The sequence below is a fragment of the Rhizobium sp. 05N49 genome, from assembly GCF_056396805.1.
Map to the genome: position 1 here is coordinate 36,173 of NZ_JBFTME010000017.1, position 18,148 is coordinate 54,320.

Sequence of the window (18,148 nt, forward strand, 5' to 3'; positions counted from 1 at the left end):
GTGCTATGTTAATAGTTGTAAATCGATGCATAGGGTTTGTGCGAAGTGATGAACTCCGACCAGGGCGGCATCGTACATTTCGGGCCGTTCGAGCTGAACATCCATGAGAGAATCCTGATAAGGAACGCCGAAGACATTCGGCTCGGTTCTCGCGCCTTGGACATCTTGATTAGTCTGATCGAGCGGGCCGGTGAGGTTGTCAGCCACCACGAACTCATGAAGCTCGTCTGGAGGGACGTAGTCGTCGAAGAGGCCAATTTGCGCACGCAGCTTTCGATCTTGCGAAGGGCTCTAGCGGACGGAGAGGGCGGCAACAGGTATATCGTCAACGTCGCAGGACAAGGCTACTGCTTCGTAGCCCCTCTCATCCGAATGGCAAGGGCTGCGATCCCGTTGCCGGTTGCATCATCGCGGCCTGGCATGCGCCATGAACTTCCCGCGCCTCTTGAAACCCTCATCGGACGAGAAGAGACCGTCACCAGCGTCAGGCAGCGTCTCAAGGAGCGGCGCTTCGTCTGCATTGTAGGTGCCGGTGGGATCGGGAAGTCCAGTGTTGCGGTCGCTGTCGCCGACCAAATGAGGCAAGAATATGGGGAGGATCACGTCTTCTTTGTCGATCTCAGTTCGGTTGCCGACGAGGCGGACGTGCCGAGCGCGATAGCGTCGTCTCTCGGGTGCGCCGTTCAGGGACCGAACGCCGAACCGGCAATCCTCGCGTTCGTGGCCTCCAAGAATTGCCTGGTCGTACTCGACAGTTGCGAGCACTTGATTGTCGCGGTTGCGCAGATCGCCGACCGCATACACGCCTATGCGCCGACGGTCTATCTACTCGCCACCTCCCGGGAAGCCCTGCGGGCCGACGGCGAGACGATCTTTTTGCTGGGGCCGCTCGAGGTTCCGCCGGAAGGAAACCTCTCCAGACAAGAAGTCGTTCGTTTTCCTGCGGTTCAATTGTTCCTGGAGCGTGCCAGTGCGAGTGGCCACAACAGCGAGCTAACGGATGACGAGGTGTTGAAAGTCTCCGACATGTGCCGCCGTTTGGACGGTATCGCGCTTGCAGTTGAGCTTGCCGCAAGCCGTGTTGGCACCTTTGGTATCGGCGGGACGGCCGAGCTTCTAGCAAACGGTGCCGAACTTCATCTGCGGGGTCGGCGTAGCGCATTGCCCAGGCATCAGACCTTGCAGGCGATGCTTGACTGGAGCATCGACCTCCTTTCCGACGTCGAGAGGACGATGCTGTTCAGGTTGTCTGTCTTCGCGGGTCCGTTCAGCGTCGAGGCAGCGCACGGAGTAGCAGCCGAGGATGGATGGTCCGTTGGTCAGACCAGCCTCGTAATCACCTCGCTGGTCGACAAGTCGCTGATTTTCGTGTCGCCCATCGGTGGCTACCTGTTTTACAGGTTGCTCGACACCACTCGCTCCTACGCCGGAAGCAAACTTGCGTCGCGGGAGGACGTCAACGTCATTTCACACAGACACGCAAACTATTTCAGGCAATTCCTGAAGTCGCTTTCCGTCGAAAGTGCGATCCACGATGCCAGGACCATGTCGTCCTTCATCCCACATTTGGGAAACATCAGAAAAGCGATTGCATGGTGCTTTTCCGATAGTGGGGACGCACTTGTAGCCGTTGATCTTTCCGCCAGCGCCGCGGTTCTGTTGATGGACCTCTCGCAGTACGGCGAGTGTCAAAGGTGGTGTTCGCGGGCACTCGCTATCATCGAACCGAATGCAAAGGGCACGCCACTGGACTTGCGCCTGTCCGAAGCACTTGCCCGATCGGCGATGTACACATTGGGTAACCGCGACGAAACGAAGTTCCTGATCGAGGCGGCTCTAAACCTCGCGGAGCGGTTGGGCGACAACCGGCGGCAGTTGAACCTTTTGACCGACCTGAACATCTTCTTTACAAGACGGGGAGACGCGGGCGCGGCGGTCGATGCGGCCAACCGAGCGGCCGGCATCGCCCAGAAAATCGGAGTTGTAGAGGACGAGATCGCCGCCGAGCTCATGCTCGGAGTGGCGTGTCATCAGGCGGGAGACCAGGCGGGCGCTCTCAGGCACTGCCGGCATGGTTTTAAACTGGCTGCACAGGCCGCACCAATTCAACTCGACCTGCTCACGGAAGCGCGCGGGCGCTTCATGCTGGCCCGGTCGCTGTGGCTCGTCGGGTACCCAGACCAGTCCCTGCAGGTCGCTCGACAGACGATCAGGGAAATTTCCAGATACAGCCATCATGTATCCTATTGCGTGGCCCTGACCTATTCCATCCCGGTTTTCTGTTGGTGCGGTAACTTCGACGAAGCATCTGCCGCCGTTGAGATACTTCTGGCGCAGGCGGATAAATATTCGCTTCAGGCGTTCAAGACACTCGGGGCTGCCCTAAACGGCCAGATCATGGTGGAGACTGGGCGGAGCGAGCAAGGAATAGTGTTGCTGCGAGCCTCTCTTGAGGCGTTGAAAGCAGAGAACTACAACATCGTTTCCTCGTCGGTATCCTGTTTCCTCGCGAAGGGTCTGGCTGATCTCGGTCGTTTCGCGGAAGCCCAGACCATTGCTGAGGAAGCCCACCGGCTTGCCGATGCGATCGGCGAAATCGTTTGGCTTCCCGACATCTATCGGACAAGAGCAGAGATCCTGCTCGCCCAGCCGAACCCTGATCTCGCGCAGGCCGAAGCTTTTTTGGTGCTGTCGATGGAGGAGTCCGTTCGGCAGTCTGCCAACAGTTGGGAGTTGAGGTCGGCCATATCGCTTGCCAGGCTATGGCGATGCATGGGAAGAGAAAGCAACGCCAAAGAATTGCTCGGTCGCGTCTACGCCAAATTCAAGGAAGGGTTCGATACATCTGACCTGATCGCGGCCCGACAGATACTTCTCAAGAACGGGCCTGCCCACTGAGTCGGGGTCAGAACAAGAGCAGTCCGAAATCGTACGCGGCCTTTATCAACCAAAGACAGCCACGGCAGATTTGATGGTGATGCCTCCGCTATGACTACGGCGCATCTGGCGGCCGGTGGCAGCACGGAACACTTGCAATAGCTGCAGTGCAGGAGGTACTCGCGACCAAAGGATCTTCGTGCTTTCCTTGCCGCTTCGGCTTTTCCGCACCGCTTGGCCGGTAACAACTCGTTGGGACCATCTGAAGCCGATTTCATGAAAATACAGGTCGGCAAGTTCCGGGCTGATGTGGTGAAAGACGCCTGCAATGGTTCGCCGGACCCGCGCATTGAACCCCTCGGCTGAATTGACATGGACGGCATCCCGGACATATTCGCGGCTTGAGTGGTTGACCGTCTCGTGTGTGGCAAAGCTTTCGCCTATGGCAACGAACGCCTTTGCTTCGTCACTCATCAAATGCGCTCGAAGTTCAACTTGTGTTGCAACTGCTCGAACGGCAGCACGCAACGAAACGCCGGTGACGACAGCCGCACGGGCATCTCCGGCACTTGAACCCGGGGTGATATCTGTCGGTCGCTGCACGATCGCCATGACCGGCGTCTTTTCCGTCTTTACTTGGCCCTTGCGGCCTCTTCCGGGCGGAGGTTCATCGGGATGCTTTCTCGGTCTGCCTCCAAGATAGAAATGGTCGACTTCCACCGTGCCGTCGAGCATGTGCTCGCGCGCCACCATGAGGCGCAACGCATGACCGATCCGCCAGGCCGTGGGTTGACTTACACCGAGCGTCTCGGCGAGGCGAACCGAAGACAGGCCTTTATCCGACTGCAGCAACAACCACATCGCCTTGAGCCATACGCGCAAGGGGAGTTTCGTGGCGTGCAGGGGCGTATGCGTTGTCACCGTGAACTGGAACCGGCAATCACCACTGGAACATTGATAGAGGCCCGGCCGCGCGCGGCGCTTACCAGTATCGCGGCCAGCTATCGCGATCGAGCGTTTGTAACCACAAGCAGGGCAGATCCTGCCATTCGGCCATACCATGCTTTCCAGCAAGCGACGGCAACGCTCTTCGTCCCGGAACGCGGCGACCATGTCTTCAACCGTCCGAATATTGGAAAGCATCGCCAGCATCATTTCAGACATAATTATCTCCTTCGGGACTGACCGAAGAATCCCATGAAAGCTACTGCGTTACAAGGAAGTTGCTGTCTTTGGTTGATAAAAGCCGCGTACGATTTCGGACTGCTCTTGTTCTGGCCCCTACTTCGACAAGACGTGGAAGCTTGAAGATATCAAGGCGACAAAGTAGCGAGGCAGGCCCCAGTCAGGAACGCAATCAGATCAGATGCCATCTCGGCTCAAATCTATTTTGGCGGGCGTAGTGGTCAGCGCATGAGACCGTTTGTCCCGGACAACGCGAGTGAGTTGCACCACTGGCGATGAAGCGCGAAACAGCAGCCTGACTGCTTGCAGGAGCTGACGTAGTCGGGCTGAACGACCAATATGAAGGCGCGAAGCCGCCGTTCGGCGCTGGCCGGACTATGCCGAACGGACTTCTTCGCCTTGATGTTGGAGTGGACGGCCCCTGAACGGCATCGAAATGTGCCAGAATGAGCTGTTGAGATCTCAATCGAAGGGGCCGCCCATGGACAAGATTATTCGTATTGGCATGGATACGTCAAAGCATGTCTTCCAGTTGCATGGCGTGAATGCCGGAGAAGAGCCAGTCTTGCGGAAGAAAATGCGACGGAAGGAGATGATCGACTTCTTTACGACTTGCCCGCCTACTTCGGTCGCGATCGAGGCCTGCGGTGGTTCCCATCATTGGGCGCGGTTACTCGCCTCATTTGGACATGAGGTGAAGATGATCGCACCACAACTCGCCAAGCCTTACGTTAAGGGGAACAAGAATGACGCTGCCGACGCCGAAGGGCTGTGCGAGGCGATGGCCCGCCCAACGATGCGGTTTGTTCCGGTCAAGACAGTTGATGAGCAAGCAGCACTCATGCTGATCAGCGTCCGTACCCGTCTGATAGCCAACCGGACCCAACTCGCCAACGCTATACGGGGTTACGCCAATGAATTCGGCATTTCCGCAGCTAAGGGGCTAGCACATATTCCGATGCTGCTCGAAAGGATAAAAGTTGAGAAAACTGTGCCAGAGCTCGCGCAGGAATTGTTCATGAGCCAGGCCGAGGAATATGCTGAACTGGAGAAGAAGATTGCGGATGTGGAGGCCAAGGTAAAGGCATGGCAGCGCAACGACGAACGCAGCATACGCCTCAACACCATTCCCGGTATTGGCCCAATTGGTTCGGCTCTCTTGATCATGAAGACACCCGCTCCGGAGCTCTTTCAATCTGGCCGCCAGTTCGCAGCCTGGATAGGGTTGACGCCAAAAGATCACTCGACCGGCGGAAAGCTGCGTCTCGGTGGTATCACGCGAGCCGGCGATGAAGCTCTGCGGGCTATCCTGGTGAATGGAGCAACCGCTGTCATTCATCACGCGCGGCGATCTGGCAAGGCCTCTCGATGGTTGGCGGAACTGCTCAGGCGCAAGCCGCCTAAACTGGCAGCTGTCGCACTCGCCAACAAAATGGCGCGCATAGCTTGGAAACTCATGGTCTCCGGAGAAACGTACAGCGCACAATCGGTACCGGCTTTGAACGGGTGCGCCACATGAAGACTGGGAAGCAAGAACCAACTGTATCCTGATCTTCATCACGTGTAGACAATACTACAACTTGCAAGATAATAGCAGATGGTGTGATCGATCGATCCGGGACACTGCACACCCCGAGAATCCCTTCGGCCCGTCAAGGCCGCCTTGATGTTTGGGACCTGTGTTGCGGAAACCATCTTGGCCAGCGTTCATGCGCGAACGCAACAACAGGCCGGACATATGGACGCAAGCGATCAGATCAAATTATCTCGAAATATCTTGCGGGTCGGGGGCCGTCCACATAAGAGATTCGAACCCAGCACCAGTCTTTTCAACTAACCAACTGCTCGAACGAGAGCGGAATGGCTGACAACGAATTCATCGTCGAGAAATCGGTATTTGTAGTTTCACGGCACGGTTCCTACGGGCCGAAGCTGACCTGGTGAATTTTGTTGCTCAGATCACTGCACTTGCTCGGCTTGAAAGTGTTGACGACGGTTTTTTTCGAGAAGGTTGACCTCGTGGAGATGTCGTCGCCATCGTGGCGCAACTTGCCCCTTCCGCTTTTGAGAGACGCTCTTCGCGATCTGATAGAGAACGCCGTGAGACACACACCAGATCGATCTGTGATTGTCGTCCGTGTGGGGGATGGCATCATCACCGTCGAGGATCGCTTACCGAAACGTTCACCTTCTGAGGAAGTCCGTGTCCCACCTTCCTGACAGCCTTGGCATCGGTTTGAAAATTGTCGAACGGATAATGGAAATACATCAAGCGACGTTCTCTAGGTCACGGTCCAGTTCCGGTTCATATCTTTGAATTGAACTTCCGGTTAAGGATTTGTGGCATACTTGACTGAGTTGCTCTCGTCCTGGCGTCTACGAAAGACCACCGGGTGCGCAGGTGGACATCCTGGCTTCATGAGCGGCGAGAATGAAAGCCTGGCGCGCGGTCTCCTGTGAGACATGCCCGCTTACGGCCGCGGCGCAGATCTCACTCGCGAATGCGTGTTTTCTTCGCGAGCCTTTCCATCGATTGGCGAGAAAATCAAGCGCCTCGCTCGCTCCCCCGATAGCCTGCGGGGTGCTCATGCCCACCTGGACGAAAACGGGTTCCGACCAGGTTGGTTCTATCTGTTTCTGGGCAGTCATCCTCGATCTCCTTAAGGTTCCGGACTGCGAGGGGGCATCATCAGGAAGGCCGGACCACGATCCGGCGCTAGCTGATGGCGCTAGGATACTGGGTTTGAACGGTGTGGACGTTGATATCGATCAAGCCAGGCAAGATCGCACTCTGAAATCACCTTGTTCTCGCCTTAGGCAACCCGATCCTCCCTGTCGCTTCAGCCGCGATCGTTCCTCGTTGACGCAGGTGGCTCGCATCGCAGTCATCGGGCGGCGCGAAGCCGATCGTCCGTCCTCGACGAGTTGCACCATACGAGTGGTTGATCCAGCGCAATGTTTGAACCCGGTGTGCATCGTATCCTCAAAGGGCGCTCCAACTGGAGGACAATACTCAACGAGGAGATTCAGGATGTCCATGTTCAAACTGCCAACGATCACTATGCTGGCCTTACTCGGTGTCGGTGCCATGAGCAGCGCCCCCGCCCAGACGAAGAGCCCAGGCCCGACCCCATCTGAGGCTAAACCCGAGACCGACGGATCGGAAATGATGCCAGGCATGATGGGCCACAGCATGATGCCATCTGGCATGTACCCAGGAATGCGCATGATGGGGCCAATGCGCGGTTATATGATGAAGGTTATGTTCGCTATCGCTGATAGTGATGAAGACGGTGCGCTTTCCTTCGAAGAATTGACCGCAATCCATAAACGCGTCTTCGACGCGGTCGACGCAGACAATGACGGCAAGGTTACACCTGAAGAAATGCAGGCGTTCATGCAAGACATGTGATTGGACGCGGTGCATTTGCCGGCCGTCGCATGGGAACTGCCGCCCAAAGGAGCCTTCTCACGACCTATACGCTGGATAGAACCCATTGTCGCAAGTACGTCCTCCTGAATTCAATACCGGATCTCGGCCATCAACGAATTGACCACGATTGTGTGAACTTCCGGCTATCCTGGCGCTCATCGAAGGCGAGGCAGAATTCTGGGACGTGGCGCCGTGCCAAGGCCAGAAAAACCGGAACACCGGCAATTGCGTTACATCAATGCCGCCTCGCAACAAATGGACTTAAATGATTGCAATCTTAGCGGTCGGCGAGAGTGGAGCAGGACATGACGGCACAATATTTCCTCCCGCTGGCAACATATCCCGATTCAAGTTCCGGATTGATCATTTCGAACGCCGTGGCGTTTGCTGGGCACTGCCGTGCACATCTTCACGCGTGCGCGCTAACAGTCGCGATTCCGCACATCCCCAACGCATGGTCGTCTTTGCTGCTCGATACTCCGAAGATGATCGAGCATGCCGAGATTTTGAGCCGCGATCGTGCCGCAACACTGGTTTCAGCGGCAACGAACCTCGCAGCGAGCGCCGAGGTTGAATTATCTTGTCGAACGGTGAAAACCGCCTTGCCCTTATTGCACGACACGGCAGCAACGGAAGCACGTTTTTTCGATCTGGCTATTCTCGAATGTATCGCAGACGTTCCCGATACCCGTATTGTCGCCGAAGCGGTCATATTCGGATCCGGCCGGCCGGCCATCATCTTTCCCAAAAAGACCCTTGCGGGCCCAATCGACCATCTGGTCATCGCCTGGGACGGAAGCCGAGCCGCCGCTCGGGCCGTCAACGATGCAAACCCTTTCATTCACAAGGCCAAGCGGGTCTCGGTCCTATCTGTGACGGGCGAAAAGCCGCTGCCGGAGCCAAGCGGAGCGCACCTTGCTGAGATCCTGGTTTCGAGCGGCGTCAATGCAAGCTCAACGGCCGCTCGGTTTACTTCGTCATCCATCGGTTTGAGCATTCAGCAAACAGCACTGGAACTGGGCGCCGATATTCTGGTCATGGGAGGATTTGGACACTCGAGGTTACGCGATTTTGTCCTTGGCGGAGCAACCGATGGCGTGTTGCACGAGCCTCTTTTGCCCGTCCTCATGTCACATTGACGAACTGTCCCCGTCGTAGCTTATGACTGGCTTCGGCTGCTATCGAGCGGCGGGACCTTACCGGGTTCGAACGGCGTGGACGTTGATATCGATCAAGCCAGGCACCTTCGACGCGAAATACGAAGCTTGACAACCATCAATGACGTCCTCGTGGCGAAGACGATAATCGGCGAAATCACATACGGAGTTCGCCATGAATATCCCCGTTCCTCCTTCTCCTCTCCCTTCGTCCGCTTTAGAGGTCGCGATCCCTGCCTACTGGACGAGGTCGCCCTCGGAGCTCGGCGCTGCATTCGCCACGTCCCTGCAGGACGGGCTGACGACCGCCGAAGCCGAAGAACGCATGCGACGGTTCGGACCGAACTCTCTTTCCGACGAAAGCCGTGGAGGCATGCTGGCAGACTTGGCGCGCCAGTTCAAAAGTCCGCTCGTGCTCGTGCTGGTGTTCGCAGCGCTCGTCGCGGGTGGCGTCGGCGAAGTCCACGACGCCATCATCATCGGCATCATCATTCTCGCTAGCTGCTTTCTGGGCTTTCTGCAGGAACATGGCGCGCAACGAGCGGTCGAGGCGCTGCGACAGCGAATTTCTCTCACTTCAAAGGTCCGCCGCGACGGCGCCGACAAGGTCGTGGCCGCAATCGGCATCGTACCGGGCGACCTGATCCTGCTCTCGGCCGGGAGCCTCGTGCCCGTCGACGCAGTCGTCATCGTCGCGCAGGATCTCAACGTCAGCGAAGCGACGCTCACCGGAGAGACTTTTCCTGTAGCGAAGGCGCCCGGCGTTTCAACAAAAGACGCCGGTCTTGCAGATCGTTCCAACTGCGTGTTCACGGGAACCTCGGTTCGGAGCGGCACAGCGACTGCCCTTGCGATCGCGACCGGCCCCCGCACGGAATTCGCACGGATCGCCAGCGCCGTCGCGCGTCAGATTCCGGAAACGGAATTCGCGCGAGGTGTTCGGCATTTCGGATTTCTGATGACGCGGATCATGCTGTGCATCGTCGTCGTCGTATTGGTGGCGAATCTTCTGCTTCACAGACCTATCGTGGACTCTCTGCTTTTCTCGCTCGCGCTCGCCGTCGGCCTGACGCCGGAACTGCTGCCTGCGATCATCAGCGTGACGCTCGCGCGCGGCGCGCGGACGATGTCGAAGTCTGGCGTGATCGTCCGCCGCCTTGATGCAATGGAGAACCTTGGCAGCATGGACGTGCTTTGCACGGACAAGACGGGCACGCTCACCGAGGGCGTCATCCGCCTCGACAGTTGTGTCGACCCGCAGGGCGTCGTCTCGCCTGAAGTGAGGCGGCTGGCACTTCTCAATTCAGCGTTTCAATCGGGAATGAAGAATCCTCTCGACGACGCCGTGACGGCCACGATCGCAGCGGGGGAGATTTCTTCCGAGGCCCGCAAGCTTGCCGAGATCCCCTACGATTTCTCGCGCAAGCGCCTATCCGTAATCGTTGGCGTCAGGGGCGGTCCGCCGCTGTTGATCTGCAAAGGAGCGGCCACCAACGTGATCGACGTCTGCGCCGCCGTCATGACCGCGGGCCGCGAAGTGGCCTTGGACGACAATGTCCGCAAACGGTTGGACGATGCCTGCCGGCAATGGGGAGAAGCAGGCATGCGCGCGCTCGCGGTCGCCGCCCGGCCCATATCCGAAGCAGCTCCCGAAATCTCGAGGGAAGACGAATCCGGGCTTTGCCTGCAAGGTTTTCTGCTCTTCTCGGATCCCCCGAAGGCTGACATTTCAGCCGTAGTAGCAAGCCTCGTGGAACGAGGGGTGCGGATCAAGGTGATATCGGGAGACAACCGATATGTCGTCCAGCATCTCGCGTCGTCGATCGGAATCGACGGTTCCCGCATGCTCACAGGGAAAGAGGTCGGCCGCATGAGCAACGACGCACTGTTCAGCCGTGCGGGGAAAACCGACCTGTTCGTCGAAATCGACCCAAATCAGAAGGAACGGATCGTGGCGGCCCTCCGCAAGGCCGGACACGTGGTCGGATATCTCGGAGACGGGATAAACGATGCGCCCGCCCTTCACGAGGCGGACGTCGGGATTTCGGTGGACGGCGCGGCCGACGTCGCCCGCGAGGCTGCCGACGTCGTCCTGATGCGGCAGGATCTCGCGGTCCTTTCGAAAGGCGTGGACGACGGACGCAGGACCTTCACCAACACGATGAAGTACATATCGATCGCGACTAGCGCCAACTTCGGCAACATGATCAGCATGGCAGCGGCGTCGCTCGTGCTGCCATTCCTGCCGCTCCTCGCCAAGCAGATACTGCTAAACAACCTGCTGTCGGATCTGCCGGCGATGGCAATCGCCACGGACAAGGTCGATCCGGCAGACCTTCGGCGTCCGCAGCGGTGGGACATCTCCCGCATCAAGAGGTTTATGCTCTGGTTCGGGCCGTTAAGTTCTATCTTCGATCTGGCGACGTTCGTCGTCCTTCTGGCAGTGTTTTCCGCCGGACAGGACGAGTTCCGCTCTGCATGGTTCGTTGAATCGCTAATGACGCAGTTGGCGACCATGCTCGTCATCAGGACGCCCGGTCCGATCTGGAGGAGCCGGCCCAGTCCGCTGCTATTCGGCACGGCGATCGCCGTCGGTGCGGCGGGAGTGACCATCCCCTACACCCCTATCGGCGGGCTTTTTGGTTTCGTTCCGATCCCCCTCGAAATTCTCGCAGTGCTTTTGGCTGTGACCTTGATCTACGTATCAGCTCTTGAGACCGTGAAGATCTTCTACTTTGCGACGCTGTCAACGGAGGATCATTCACAGCCCCGAACATCACGCCGTCGGCCTCGCACTCGAACAAGGCGCCATTCAAAATAGGCGCAATCGCTCAGCGCGGGAGCGCGGAATCTCAAAATGCACTCATATTTCGTGGTTGCCAGCGCCATCGAACTTCGCGGCGTCCCTGATGAGCCGGAACTTCACCTGGGTCACCCTGAGGTCACGATACCAGTCCACGATCGCCCCCCAAGGATCGACGATCTTCGCCAGTCCCGAGACGAAGGCGACAACGGTGCCTATCTCGGTCTTGCCGGTGACAACATAATATCCCCCCAGGACGAAAATGCCGACATAGCCCAATTGCGCCATGAGATTCATGAGAAAGTTCATGGCGTACTTGTAGCGGTAGATCTCCATGTTGGCGGAGAAGATCGCTCCGATGCGCGAAGTTTGAGGATCCTCTCCCTGGCCACCTTCGATCGCATGCACCATGCCTTCGCTGACGTCGCGCATGATGGCGACCTTCGCCTCGACCCGGCGGTTGATCGCGGCCTGCATCATCGGGACGAACGCAATCTGCGGGGCGAAGGTCGCTGCGACGGCCAGCATCATCAGCGGCTGGAGATAGATCAGGTAGCTGCAGACGGTGACAAGGATGCCGACCTGCAGCAGCGGCTCGGAGATGCTGGTTCCAACGAAACCGCCGACCGGCTCGGCTTCCGCAAGAACAATCGACAGCTCGACGCCCTCGAGCATGGATTCTGATGGCGGCGTCTCGGCCTGATGCAGAACACGCGCCCGCAGCCAGAGCGTGCCCTTCTCGCCCACCCAGCTTCTGTAGAGATTGAGGGTGAATTTTATCGCGCCCTCCAACACTGCCACCGCGAGATAGAGGGATACGAGAAAAAGAAGCGCCCCGTATGACGCTTGCTGGGTCGCCTCATTGACGATCCGGCGCTGGAGTTCGAGAGGCGCCGCTCCTATAGCAAACAGAACCAGGGACAGCCCGGCGATCAACGCCTGATGACGCCTTCCCATCAGCCAGATGAAACCGAACAGTTCGGAGGGCATCGAATCCGTTGCGCTTCCGGTCTTTTGCGAGAAGCGGCCGGGCAATCCAATCCTGGAGCTCCAAATGTTCATCGCGCACTCACGGGTCAGAGAGAGAGCGCTCGACGCGCCCGCTTCGAGAGTCGTCGGATGGTTTCACCAGCAGGACGCCCACGACCGTCCCGACCATGAGGATCAGGATGACGAGGAGAAGCCTCGACATGACAGCGTCTGCAATGACCCTGACAAACATGACGGAAACTCCAGGGACGATTTCATCGTTTGAGGGGGCTCACCATGCGGAAGCCAGGGTGATCTTGTTCACCACGCCGCCGACGCCGCGGACGCTTTCCGCCGCCACCCTGGCCGCTGAGCGTTCCAGCTCGGTCTCGACCTCCCCCCTTAGGGTGACGATCCCGTCGGAGACGGTCGCTTTGACTATGGGCGCGGTTATCTCAAGCTCGGCTTCCAGGCGGCTACGAACGGCGGTCCCGAGGGCCTCGTCGCCGGAAGCGGTGCACTGTCGAGGAACATCGAGAAGCGCTCGCATCAAGTCGCGACGGCTGATCATTCCGGCGAGCCTGCCGTTCTCGACGACGGGCAGGTGCTTGATGTCGTGGGCCTGCAGCAGTTCGGCGAGCTGGCTGGCTGTGGCGGTCGGGGTGGCGCTGACGACCGGCGTCGACATCACGTCCTTGACGCGCCAGCTTCGGGCCTTCACATAGTCCGCCAGTGCATCCTCGCGGTCGCGCGTATGCGGGACCGCCCGTCTCGCCCAAGACGACGCCACCCGGCGCAGCAGGTCTCCCTCGGTGACGATGCCCGTGAGCCGACCTTCGCCATCGACGACGGGCACCGCGCCAATCTTGCTGGCGTTGACGATCTCGACGGCTTCCCTGACGTTATGTCCCTCGTCGATCGTCGTTACGGGGGTCGTCATGATGTCTTTAGCAAGCATCGCGCAGTCTCCTTGTTGAGCGGACGATTACGGAGCCAACACACGTCGAGCGCATTGACGTGGATCAAGCCGGACACGAAGCTGCGGAGGCCGTCTTCGCCCGTCGGCTTCTCCGGCGCCCTCCGACGAAGTGCGGCATCAGGCCCGCCGGCATTGCAACCTTTTGCAGGATCAAGACGTTATGGTTCGGTCTCGTCCTCGCGCGGCACACCAAAGTCTTTCCGCGCCGTCGCAAGGAGTCTTATGCAGCATTCCGTCAAGCTGGTATCCGTCGGTACCGCAGTTCCGCCACATGTCATCGACCAGCGTGACGCGGCGCGAGCGTCGCACACCGCGTTCTCATCGCGATTTGGCGATTTCGAAAAGCTCGCAAGGGTGTTCGAAACCTCGGGGATTCAACGACGCTACGGCGTTCGGCCGATAGAGTGGTATCTCGAGACGTCGGGATGGCCCGAAAGAAACCTCGCTCATATCGAGGGCGCGGGTGCGATGTTCGTGTCCGCCGCCAGTAAAGCGCTTGCGTCGGCTGGCCTATCCGCAGGCGACGTCGACACGATCGTAACCGTCTCCTCGACTGGTATTGCGACACCTAGTCTGGAAGCAAGGGTAAGCAGAGAGCTGGGTTTCCGGGACGACGTCGAACGGGTGCCCGTGTTCGGCCTCGGCTGTGCCGGCGGAGTCTCCGGGCTGTCGATCGCGTCACGGCTGGCGGCATCCCGGCCAGGCTCGGTCGTGCTGGTGGTCGCGGTCGAGACCTGCACATTGGCATTTCGCATGGACAAGCTTACGAAGGCGAACATCGTGGCGACCGCCCTCTTCGGCGACGGGGCCGCCGCCTGCGTAGTCCGTGCCAGCGAGGCCGGTCTGGCCGAGATCGAATTTGCAGGCCAGCATACGTGGCCCGACACGCTGGACATCATGGGGTGGAGCGTCGATCCGGAAGGTCTAGGCGTGATCTTCGACCGTGCGATACCACCGTTCGCCGAAACTCACGTGCTGAAGGGCGTGACATCCATACTCGCCCGATCAGATCTCACTCCTGCCGACGTTGACCGGTTTGCGTGCCACCCCGGTGGATCCAAGGTCATCACCGCCTTGGAATCGGCACTTAAACTGAGCCAGGGAACCCTCGACAAGGAACGTGAGGTTCTCTCGGATTATGGGAACATGTCGTCGCCAACCGCGCTGTTCGTACTCGAGAAGCTTCTTGCGCACGGACTACCCAGGAGAACTGTCCTGACGGCGATGGGACCGGGCTTCACCCTTAGCTGCCTCTCGTTGAGGGCTGCAGCATGATCCCCTCGATCATTGTTCTCGCCGCGGTCACGGTGGTGCGGGTGGTGACACGGTTGAGATGGGCGTAGATGAAGTTGAGGCCCGGCGTCGTTCCCCAAGGTCCGAGAAGGGGGCTTGATTTGTTCCGGCCGAAGCGGCTCGCGCAGAAGTTAGCGGTCGATGAGTTCGAGCTCGCGAGCGGTGAGCTGAAGGCTGCTATGTTCAGACCTATTCGATCCTTAAAGCCTGTGCCGGCTGATGACTTCGATCGCTTCGTCGGCGATGACCTGTTCCTCGTCGGTCGGAATGACAAGGGCGACGATTTCGCTTTCCCTCGCGCTGATCACGGTCGCATTCATCTTGTTCGCGGGCTCGCTCAACGAGAGACCCAGCCAGCCCAGATGGTGGGCGACGCCACTGCGTATTTCCGGTTGATGCTCGCCGACGCCGGCGGTGAAGACGACGGCGTCCACCCCGCCTAGAGAGACGGCAAGCCTTCCTATCTCGCCGGCGATCCTAAAGCAGAAGAGGTCGAGGGCTTCCCTGGACGCCGGATGGAAGTCCTCCAGCAGGACCCGGACGTCGCCGCTTTTCCCGGAGACGCCGAGCAGCCCGCAACGGTGGTAGAGGAAATCCTCGAGACGATCTGCGTCGTGACAATTGTTGCGCAAAAGGTGGACGACAGCGCCGGGATCGAGCGACCCCGGCCGGGTCGACATCGGAATTCCGTCCAGCGGGGAGAAGCCCATGCTGGCGTCCATGCTCACGCCGTCGACCATGCCGCAGAGGCTCGCGCCGCTTCCAAGATGCGCACAGATGACACGGCCGGCGGCCAGGTCTGGATCGTGTTTCCTGAGTTCGCCGGCGACGTACTTATAGGAAAGACCGTGGAAGCCGTATCTGCGGATCCCGGCGTCATGCAACTCTCTTGGAATGGCGAGCCGTGAGGCAAGACTGCTCTGCGACGAATGGAACGCGGTATCGAAGGACGCTGTCTGCAGTATGTCCGGATATGCGCTCCGGACTGCGCGGACGATGGCAAGCGCAGGAGGAAGGTGCGCCGGCGCAAGATGCGTCAGGTCTTCCATTCTGAGGACGACCTTGGGTTCCAGCAGAACGGGGCCATCGAAGACCTGTCCCCCATGGACGATGCGATGGCCGGCCACCACGGGGTCGAATCCTCTGCGGACGATGCAATCGACGACCTGCGAAACCAGCCGCGCGTCGATCGCTGTGCTGGAGGGAAGATCGACGGCCTCGTCCCCGTCAGAAAATCGGAAGGTGAATCTTGACTGGTCTCCGAGCGTGGCAACACCGCCTCCCAGCCGGAGTGCCCGACCCTCCTTCAGCCTGAAGACGCCGACCTTGAGGCTGGAGGACCCGGCATTGAAAGTGACGGCAACCCTATCCATGGCCCGAAGCCCTGGAGCGTGCCGTCCCAGCAGACTTCGCAGCCACCTTCGTTGCAGCCTGCCCGGCTGCCTCCTTGCTTGCCTCTTCGAAGAACTCGCATGCGTACTCCAGGGCGGCCGTCTCGTCTTCCGGCGAAAGACCGAACGGCGCGCACTGCTCCTTCATGGCCCGCAAGACCTTCTTCTTCAACGCGGCGACCGCAAAGGCATTCTTCGAAGCGAGAACCTCCCGCAGGCAGGTTATAGCGACGACCTCGAGGACGATAAGCTTGCCTTGCACCTCCCCCTGGGTCGGTATCGCGAAGCGTTCTCCGCCGCGCTTGCAGTCACGATCCATGATTAGCATCGAAATCTCTCCTCCCTTCGACCGCCGAAACATCTTCCGGGTCCAGTGCGCGTCGAAGCCTGCGCAGCAGGACCGCGCGGCCCCTCTCGTCGGCCACGGACTTCAGACGATCGGACAGGTCCAGAACGAACCGCTGATAGTCGTTGTTCCAGTCGGCCTTGCCGGGCACGACCGGCTTGATACGTGCGGGCGTCGTGTCTTCGATGAGGCGTGCACCCGCCGGTGAAAGCTCGTAGGCGTCGTCCAGCGACGGGCAGACGACCTTTGCGGAAACGTGCTTCGAGAGACGCGCGGACATCGCTTCACGAGCGCGCTCCTCTCCATGGACAAGGAAGACTGCGTTCCGGATCGGTTCCCGGCCAGCAACCCACGCATCCAGTTCGCTCGCATCCGCATGTCCGCTGTAGGCGTCGAGCGTGGCCATCCTGGCGCAGACGTGGATCTCCTCGCCCTGGATGCGGACGTCGGTCGCGCCCTCCTGCAGGATGCGGCCGAGCGTCCCCGCCGCCTGAAACCCGACGAACAGCACGGTACACTCCTGCCGCCAGAGCCAGTTCTTCAGGCGGTGGCGGATCCGCCCCGCCTCGCACATTCCACTTGCCGCGATGATGATGTGAAAGCCCCGGACGAGATCGAGCGCCTTCGACTGCTCGGCCGTCTCGGTGAAGCGGACGTTCGGCGCGTTGAGCGCGCGAAGGAACGCCTTGCCGTGACCGAGGTCGGCCGCATGCTTCTTGAATGCCTCGGTCGCTCGCGACGCGAGCGGCGAGTCTATCATGATCGGGCACCGCGGCACCTGTCCTTCGTCCATGAGGGCGACGAGATCGGTCAGCACCTCCTGCGTTCTCTCGACGGCGAAGGAGGGAATCAGAAGAACCCCGCCGGGGCTGTTCGAGCTCGCCACCACTTCGCGCAGTCGGTCCCGTCGATCTTTCAGAGCGTACTCTTCCCTTTCGCGGTCTCCGTATGTGCTTTCGCAGATGAGGTAATCGACCCCGGAAGGCGCCCGAGGGAGATTTTCGAACAGTTTATTGCTCGCGCCGACGTCCCCCGAGAACAAAATTCTTGTCGCCCCGTCGGCGCCGGGCGTCTCGACTTCGATCGATGCGGAACCCATCAGGTGACCAGCATTCCAGTAACGGAACCTTACGCCGCCAACGGTCTCCCGCCACTCGCCGTACTCGACCGCGATGAACTGCGGCAGCATACTGCGGGCGTCGTCGGCGGTATAGATGGGCTCCACCGTCTCTCGCGCCCGTCTGCGATTCCTTCGGTTGAGCTGTCGGACCTCCGACTCCTGGATGTGACCCGAATCCTGCAGCATGATCGTGCAAAGGTCGATCGTTGCTGCCGTTGCAAAGATTGGCCCGCCATATCCCGCTTTCGCGAGCTTCGGAAGCAGGCCCGAGTGGTCGATGTGCGCATGTGTGAGCAGCACTGCGTCGACTTTCTCGGGATTGAATGGGAGCGGCTTGTAGTTCAGTTCCTTTTCCGATTTGGACCCTTGAAACATCCCGCAATCAACGAGAATGCGCCCCCCGGCCGTCTCCAGCAGGAAGCACGATCCGGTCACCGAGCCCGCGGCGCCGTGGAAGTGAAGGATCGGATTGGCCATGACAGCTCCTATGTGTTGTCGGGCACTTTAAGGCACCCCGGACGACCGCACGTTGACGAAGGTCAAAGACAAGTTCGCGGCTAGCCTGACGGTAAGTTCGGTGAGATGCGGGCCGTCG

Annotated in this window: 14 protein-coding genes and 1 pseudogene; 6 read left to right on the forward strand and 9 right to left on the reverse strand. The window is 59.5% G+C overall.

All coding sequences use genetic code 11. The features are described 5' to 3' along the window. Positions 1-48 precede the first annotated feature (48 nt). Entirely contained in the window at positions 49-2,898 is a 2,850-nt protein-coding gene (locus AC1DF8_RS27180) for an ATP-binding protein (protein WP_478155736.1), read from the forward strand. A 45-nt stretch (positions 2,899-2,943) separates the two neighbouring features. On the opposite strand, the gene AC1DF8_RS27185 is transcribed toward AC1DF8_RS27180, so the two are convergent. Further along, positions 2,944-4,041: an IS1595 family transposase gene (locus AC1DF8_RS27185; RefSeq protein ID WP_478155737.1), complete on the reverse strand. Its 1,098-nt coding sequence runs from the start codon at positions 4,039-4,041 to the stop codon at positions 2,944-2,946. 502 nt (positions 4,042-4,543) lie between these two features. Between AC1DF8_RS27185 and AC1DF8_RS27190 the strand changes: the two genes are divergently transcribed. Further along, complete coding sequence (locus AC1DF8_RS27190; protein WP_478155738.1) at positions 4,544-5,581, forward strand: IS110 family RNA-guided transposase; 1,038 nt, start codon at positions 4,544-4,546, stop codon at positions 5,579-5,581. Positions 5,582-6,438: 857 nt separating this feature from the next. Here AC1DF8_RS27190 and AC1DF8_RS27195 read toward each other — a convergent pair. After that, a complete protein-coding gene (locus tag AC1DF8_RS27195; RefSeq protein ID WP_478155739.1) occupies positions 6,439-6,711 on the reverse strand; it encodes a DUF982 domain-containing protein in 273 nt (90 codons plus the stop codon). 382 nt (positions 6,712-7,093) lie between these two features. Between AC1DF8_RS27195 and AC1DF8_RS27200 the strand changes: the two genes are divergently transcribed. The 3 genes from AC1DF8_RS27200 to mgtA all read left to right on the forward strand — a co-directional run bounded on the left by AC1DF8_RS27200 (position 7,094) and on the right by mgtA (position 11,473). Beyond that, positions 7,094-7,474, forward strand: coding sequence for an EF-hand domain-containing protein (locus AC1DF8_RS27200; RefSeq protein WP_478155740.1), 381 nt, complete (start codon positions 7,094-7,096; stop codon positions 7,472-7,474). Positions 7,475-7,800: 326 nt separating this feature from the next. Further along, on the forward strand, positions 7,801-8,634 hold the full coding sequence (locus tag AC1DF8_RS27205) for a universal stress protein (RefSeq protein ID WP_478155741.1): 834 nt from the start codon (positions 7,801-7,803) through the stop codon (positions 8,632-8,634). A gap of 193 nt (positions 8,635-8,827) precedes the next feature. After that, entirely contained in the window at positions 8,828-11,473 is a 2,646-nt protein-coding gene (gene mgtA / locus AC1DF8_RS27210) for a magnesium-translocating P-type ATPase (protein WP_478155742.1), read from the forward strand. 42 nt (positions 11,474-11,515) lie between these two features. On the opposite strand, the gene AC1DF8_RS27215 is transcribed toward mgtA, so the two are convergent. The 3 genes from AC1DF8_RS27215 to AC1DF8_RS27225 all read right to left on the reverse strand — a co-directional run bounded on the left by AC1DF8_RS27215 (position 11,516) and on the right by AC1DF8_RS27225 (position 13,382). Then, complete coding sequence (locus tag AC1DF8_RS27215) at positions 11,516-12,445, reverse strand: ABC transporter ATP-binding protein (protein WP_478155743.1); 930 nt, start codon at positions 12,443-12,445, stop codon at positions 11,516-11,518. A gap of 79 nt (positions 12,446-12,524) precedes the next feature. Next, the gene (locus AC1DF8_RS27220) at positions 12,525-12,677 is read right to left on the reverse strand and encodes a hypothetical protein (protein ID WP_018073256.1); all 153 of its coding nucleotides are present in this window, start codon (positions 12,675-12,677) and stop codon (positions 12,525-12,527) included. A 39-nt stretch (positions 12,678-12,716) separates the two neighbouring features. Continuing rightward, positions 12,717-13,382, reverse strand: a complete 666-nt coding sequence (locus AC1DF8_RS27225; RefSeq protein WP_180692023.1) for a CBS domain-containing protein — start codon at positions 13,380-13,382, stop codon at positions 12,717-12,719. A gap of 243 nt (positions 13,383-13,625) precedes the next feature. Here AC1DF8_RS27225 and AC1DF8_RS27230 point away from each other — a divergent pair, with 243 nt between their 5' ends. Further along, complete coding sequence (locus AC1DF8_RS27230; RefSeq protein ID WP_130686292.1) at positions 13,626-14,678, forward strand: type III polyketide synthase; 1,053 nt, start codon at positions 13,626-13,628, stop codon at positions 14,676-14,678. 46 nt (positions 14,679-14,724) lie between these two features. Here AC1DF8_RS27230 and AC1DF8_RS27235 read toward each other — a convergent pair. From AC1DF8_RS27235 to AC1DF8_RS27250, 4 genes and pseudogenes are all read right to left on the reverse strand, one after another. Further along, positions 14,725-14,827, reverse strand: a pseudogene (locus AC1DF8_RS27235) (phosphoketolase family protein); the annotation flags it as partial. A 69-nt stretch (positions 14,828-14,896) separates the two neighbouring features. Continuing rightward, positions 14,897-16,069: an acetate/propionate family kinase gene (locus AC1DF8_RS27240; RefSeq protein ID WP_130686291.1), complete on the reverse strand. Its 1,173-nt coding sequence runs from the start codon at positions 16,067-16,069 to the stop codon at positions 14,897-14,899. Further along, entirely contained in the window at positions 16,062-16,415 is a 354-nt protein-coding gene (locus AC1DF8_RS27245; protein WP_130686290.1) for a hypothetical protein, read from the reverse strand. The genes AC1DF8_RS27240 and AC1DF8_RS27245 overlap by 8 nt, the downstream gene beginning before the upstream one ends. Continuing rightward, the gene (locus AC1DF8_RS27250; RefSeq protein WP_478155744.1) at positions 16,396-18,030 is read right to left on the reverse strand and encodes an MBL fold metallo-hydrolase; all 1,635 of its coding nucleotides are present in this window, start codon (positions 18,028-18,030) and stop codon (positions 16,396-16,398) included. The genes AC1DF8_RS27245 and AC1DF8_RS27250 overlap by 20 nt, the downstream gene beginning before the upstream one ends. Positions 18,031-18,148 lie beyond the last annotated feature (118 nt).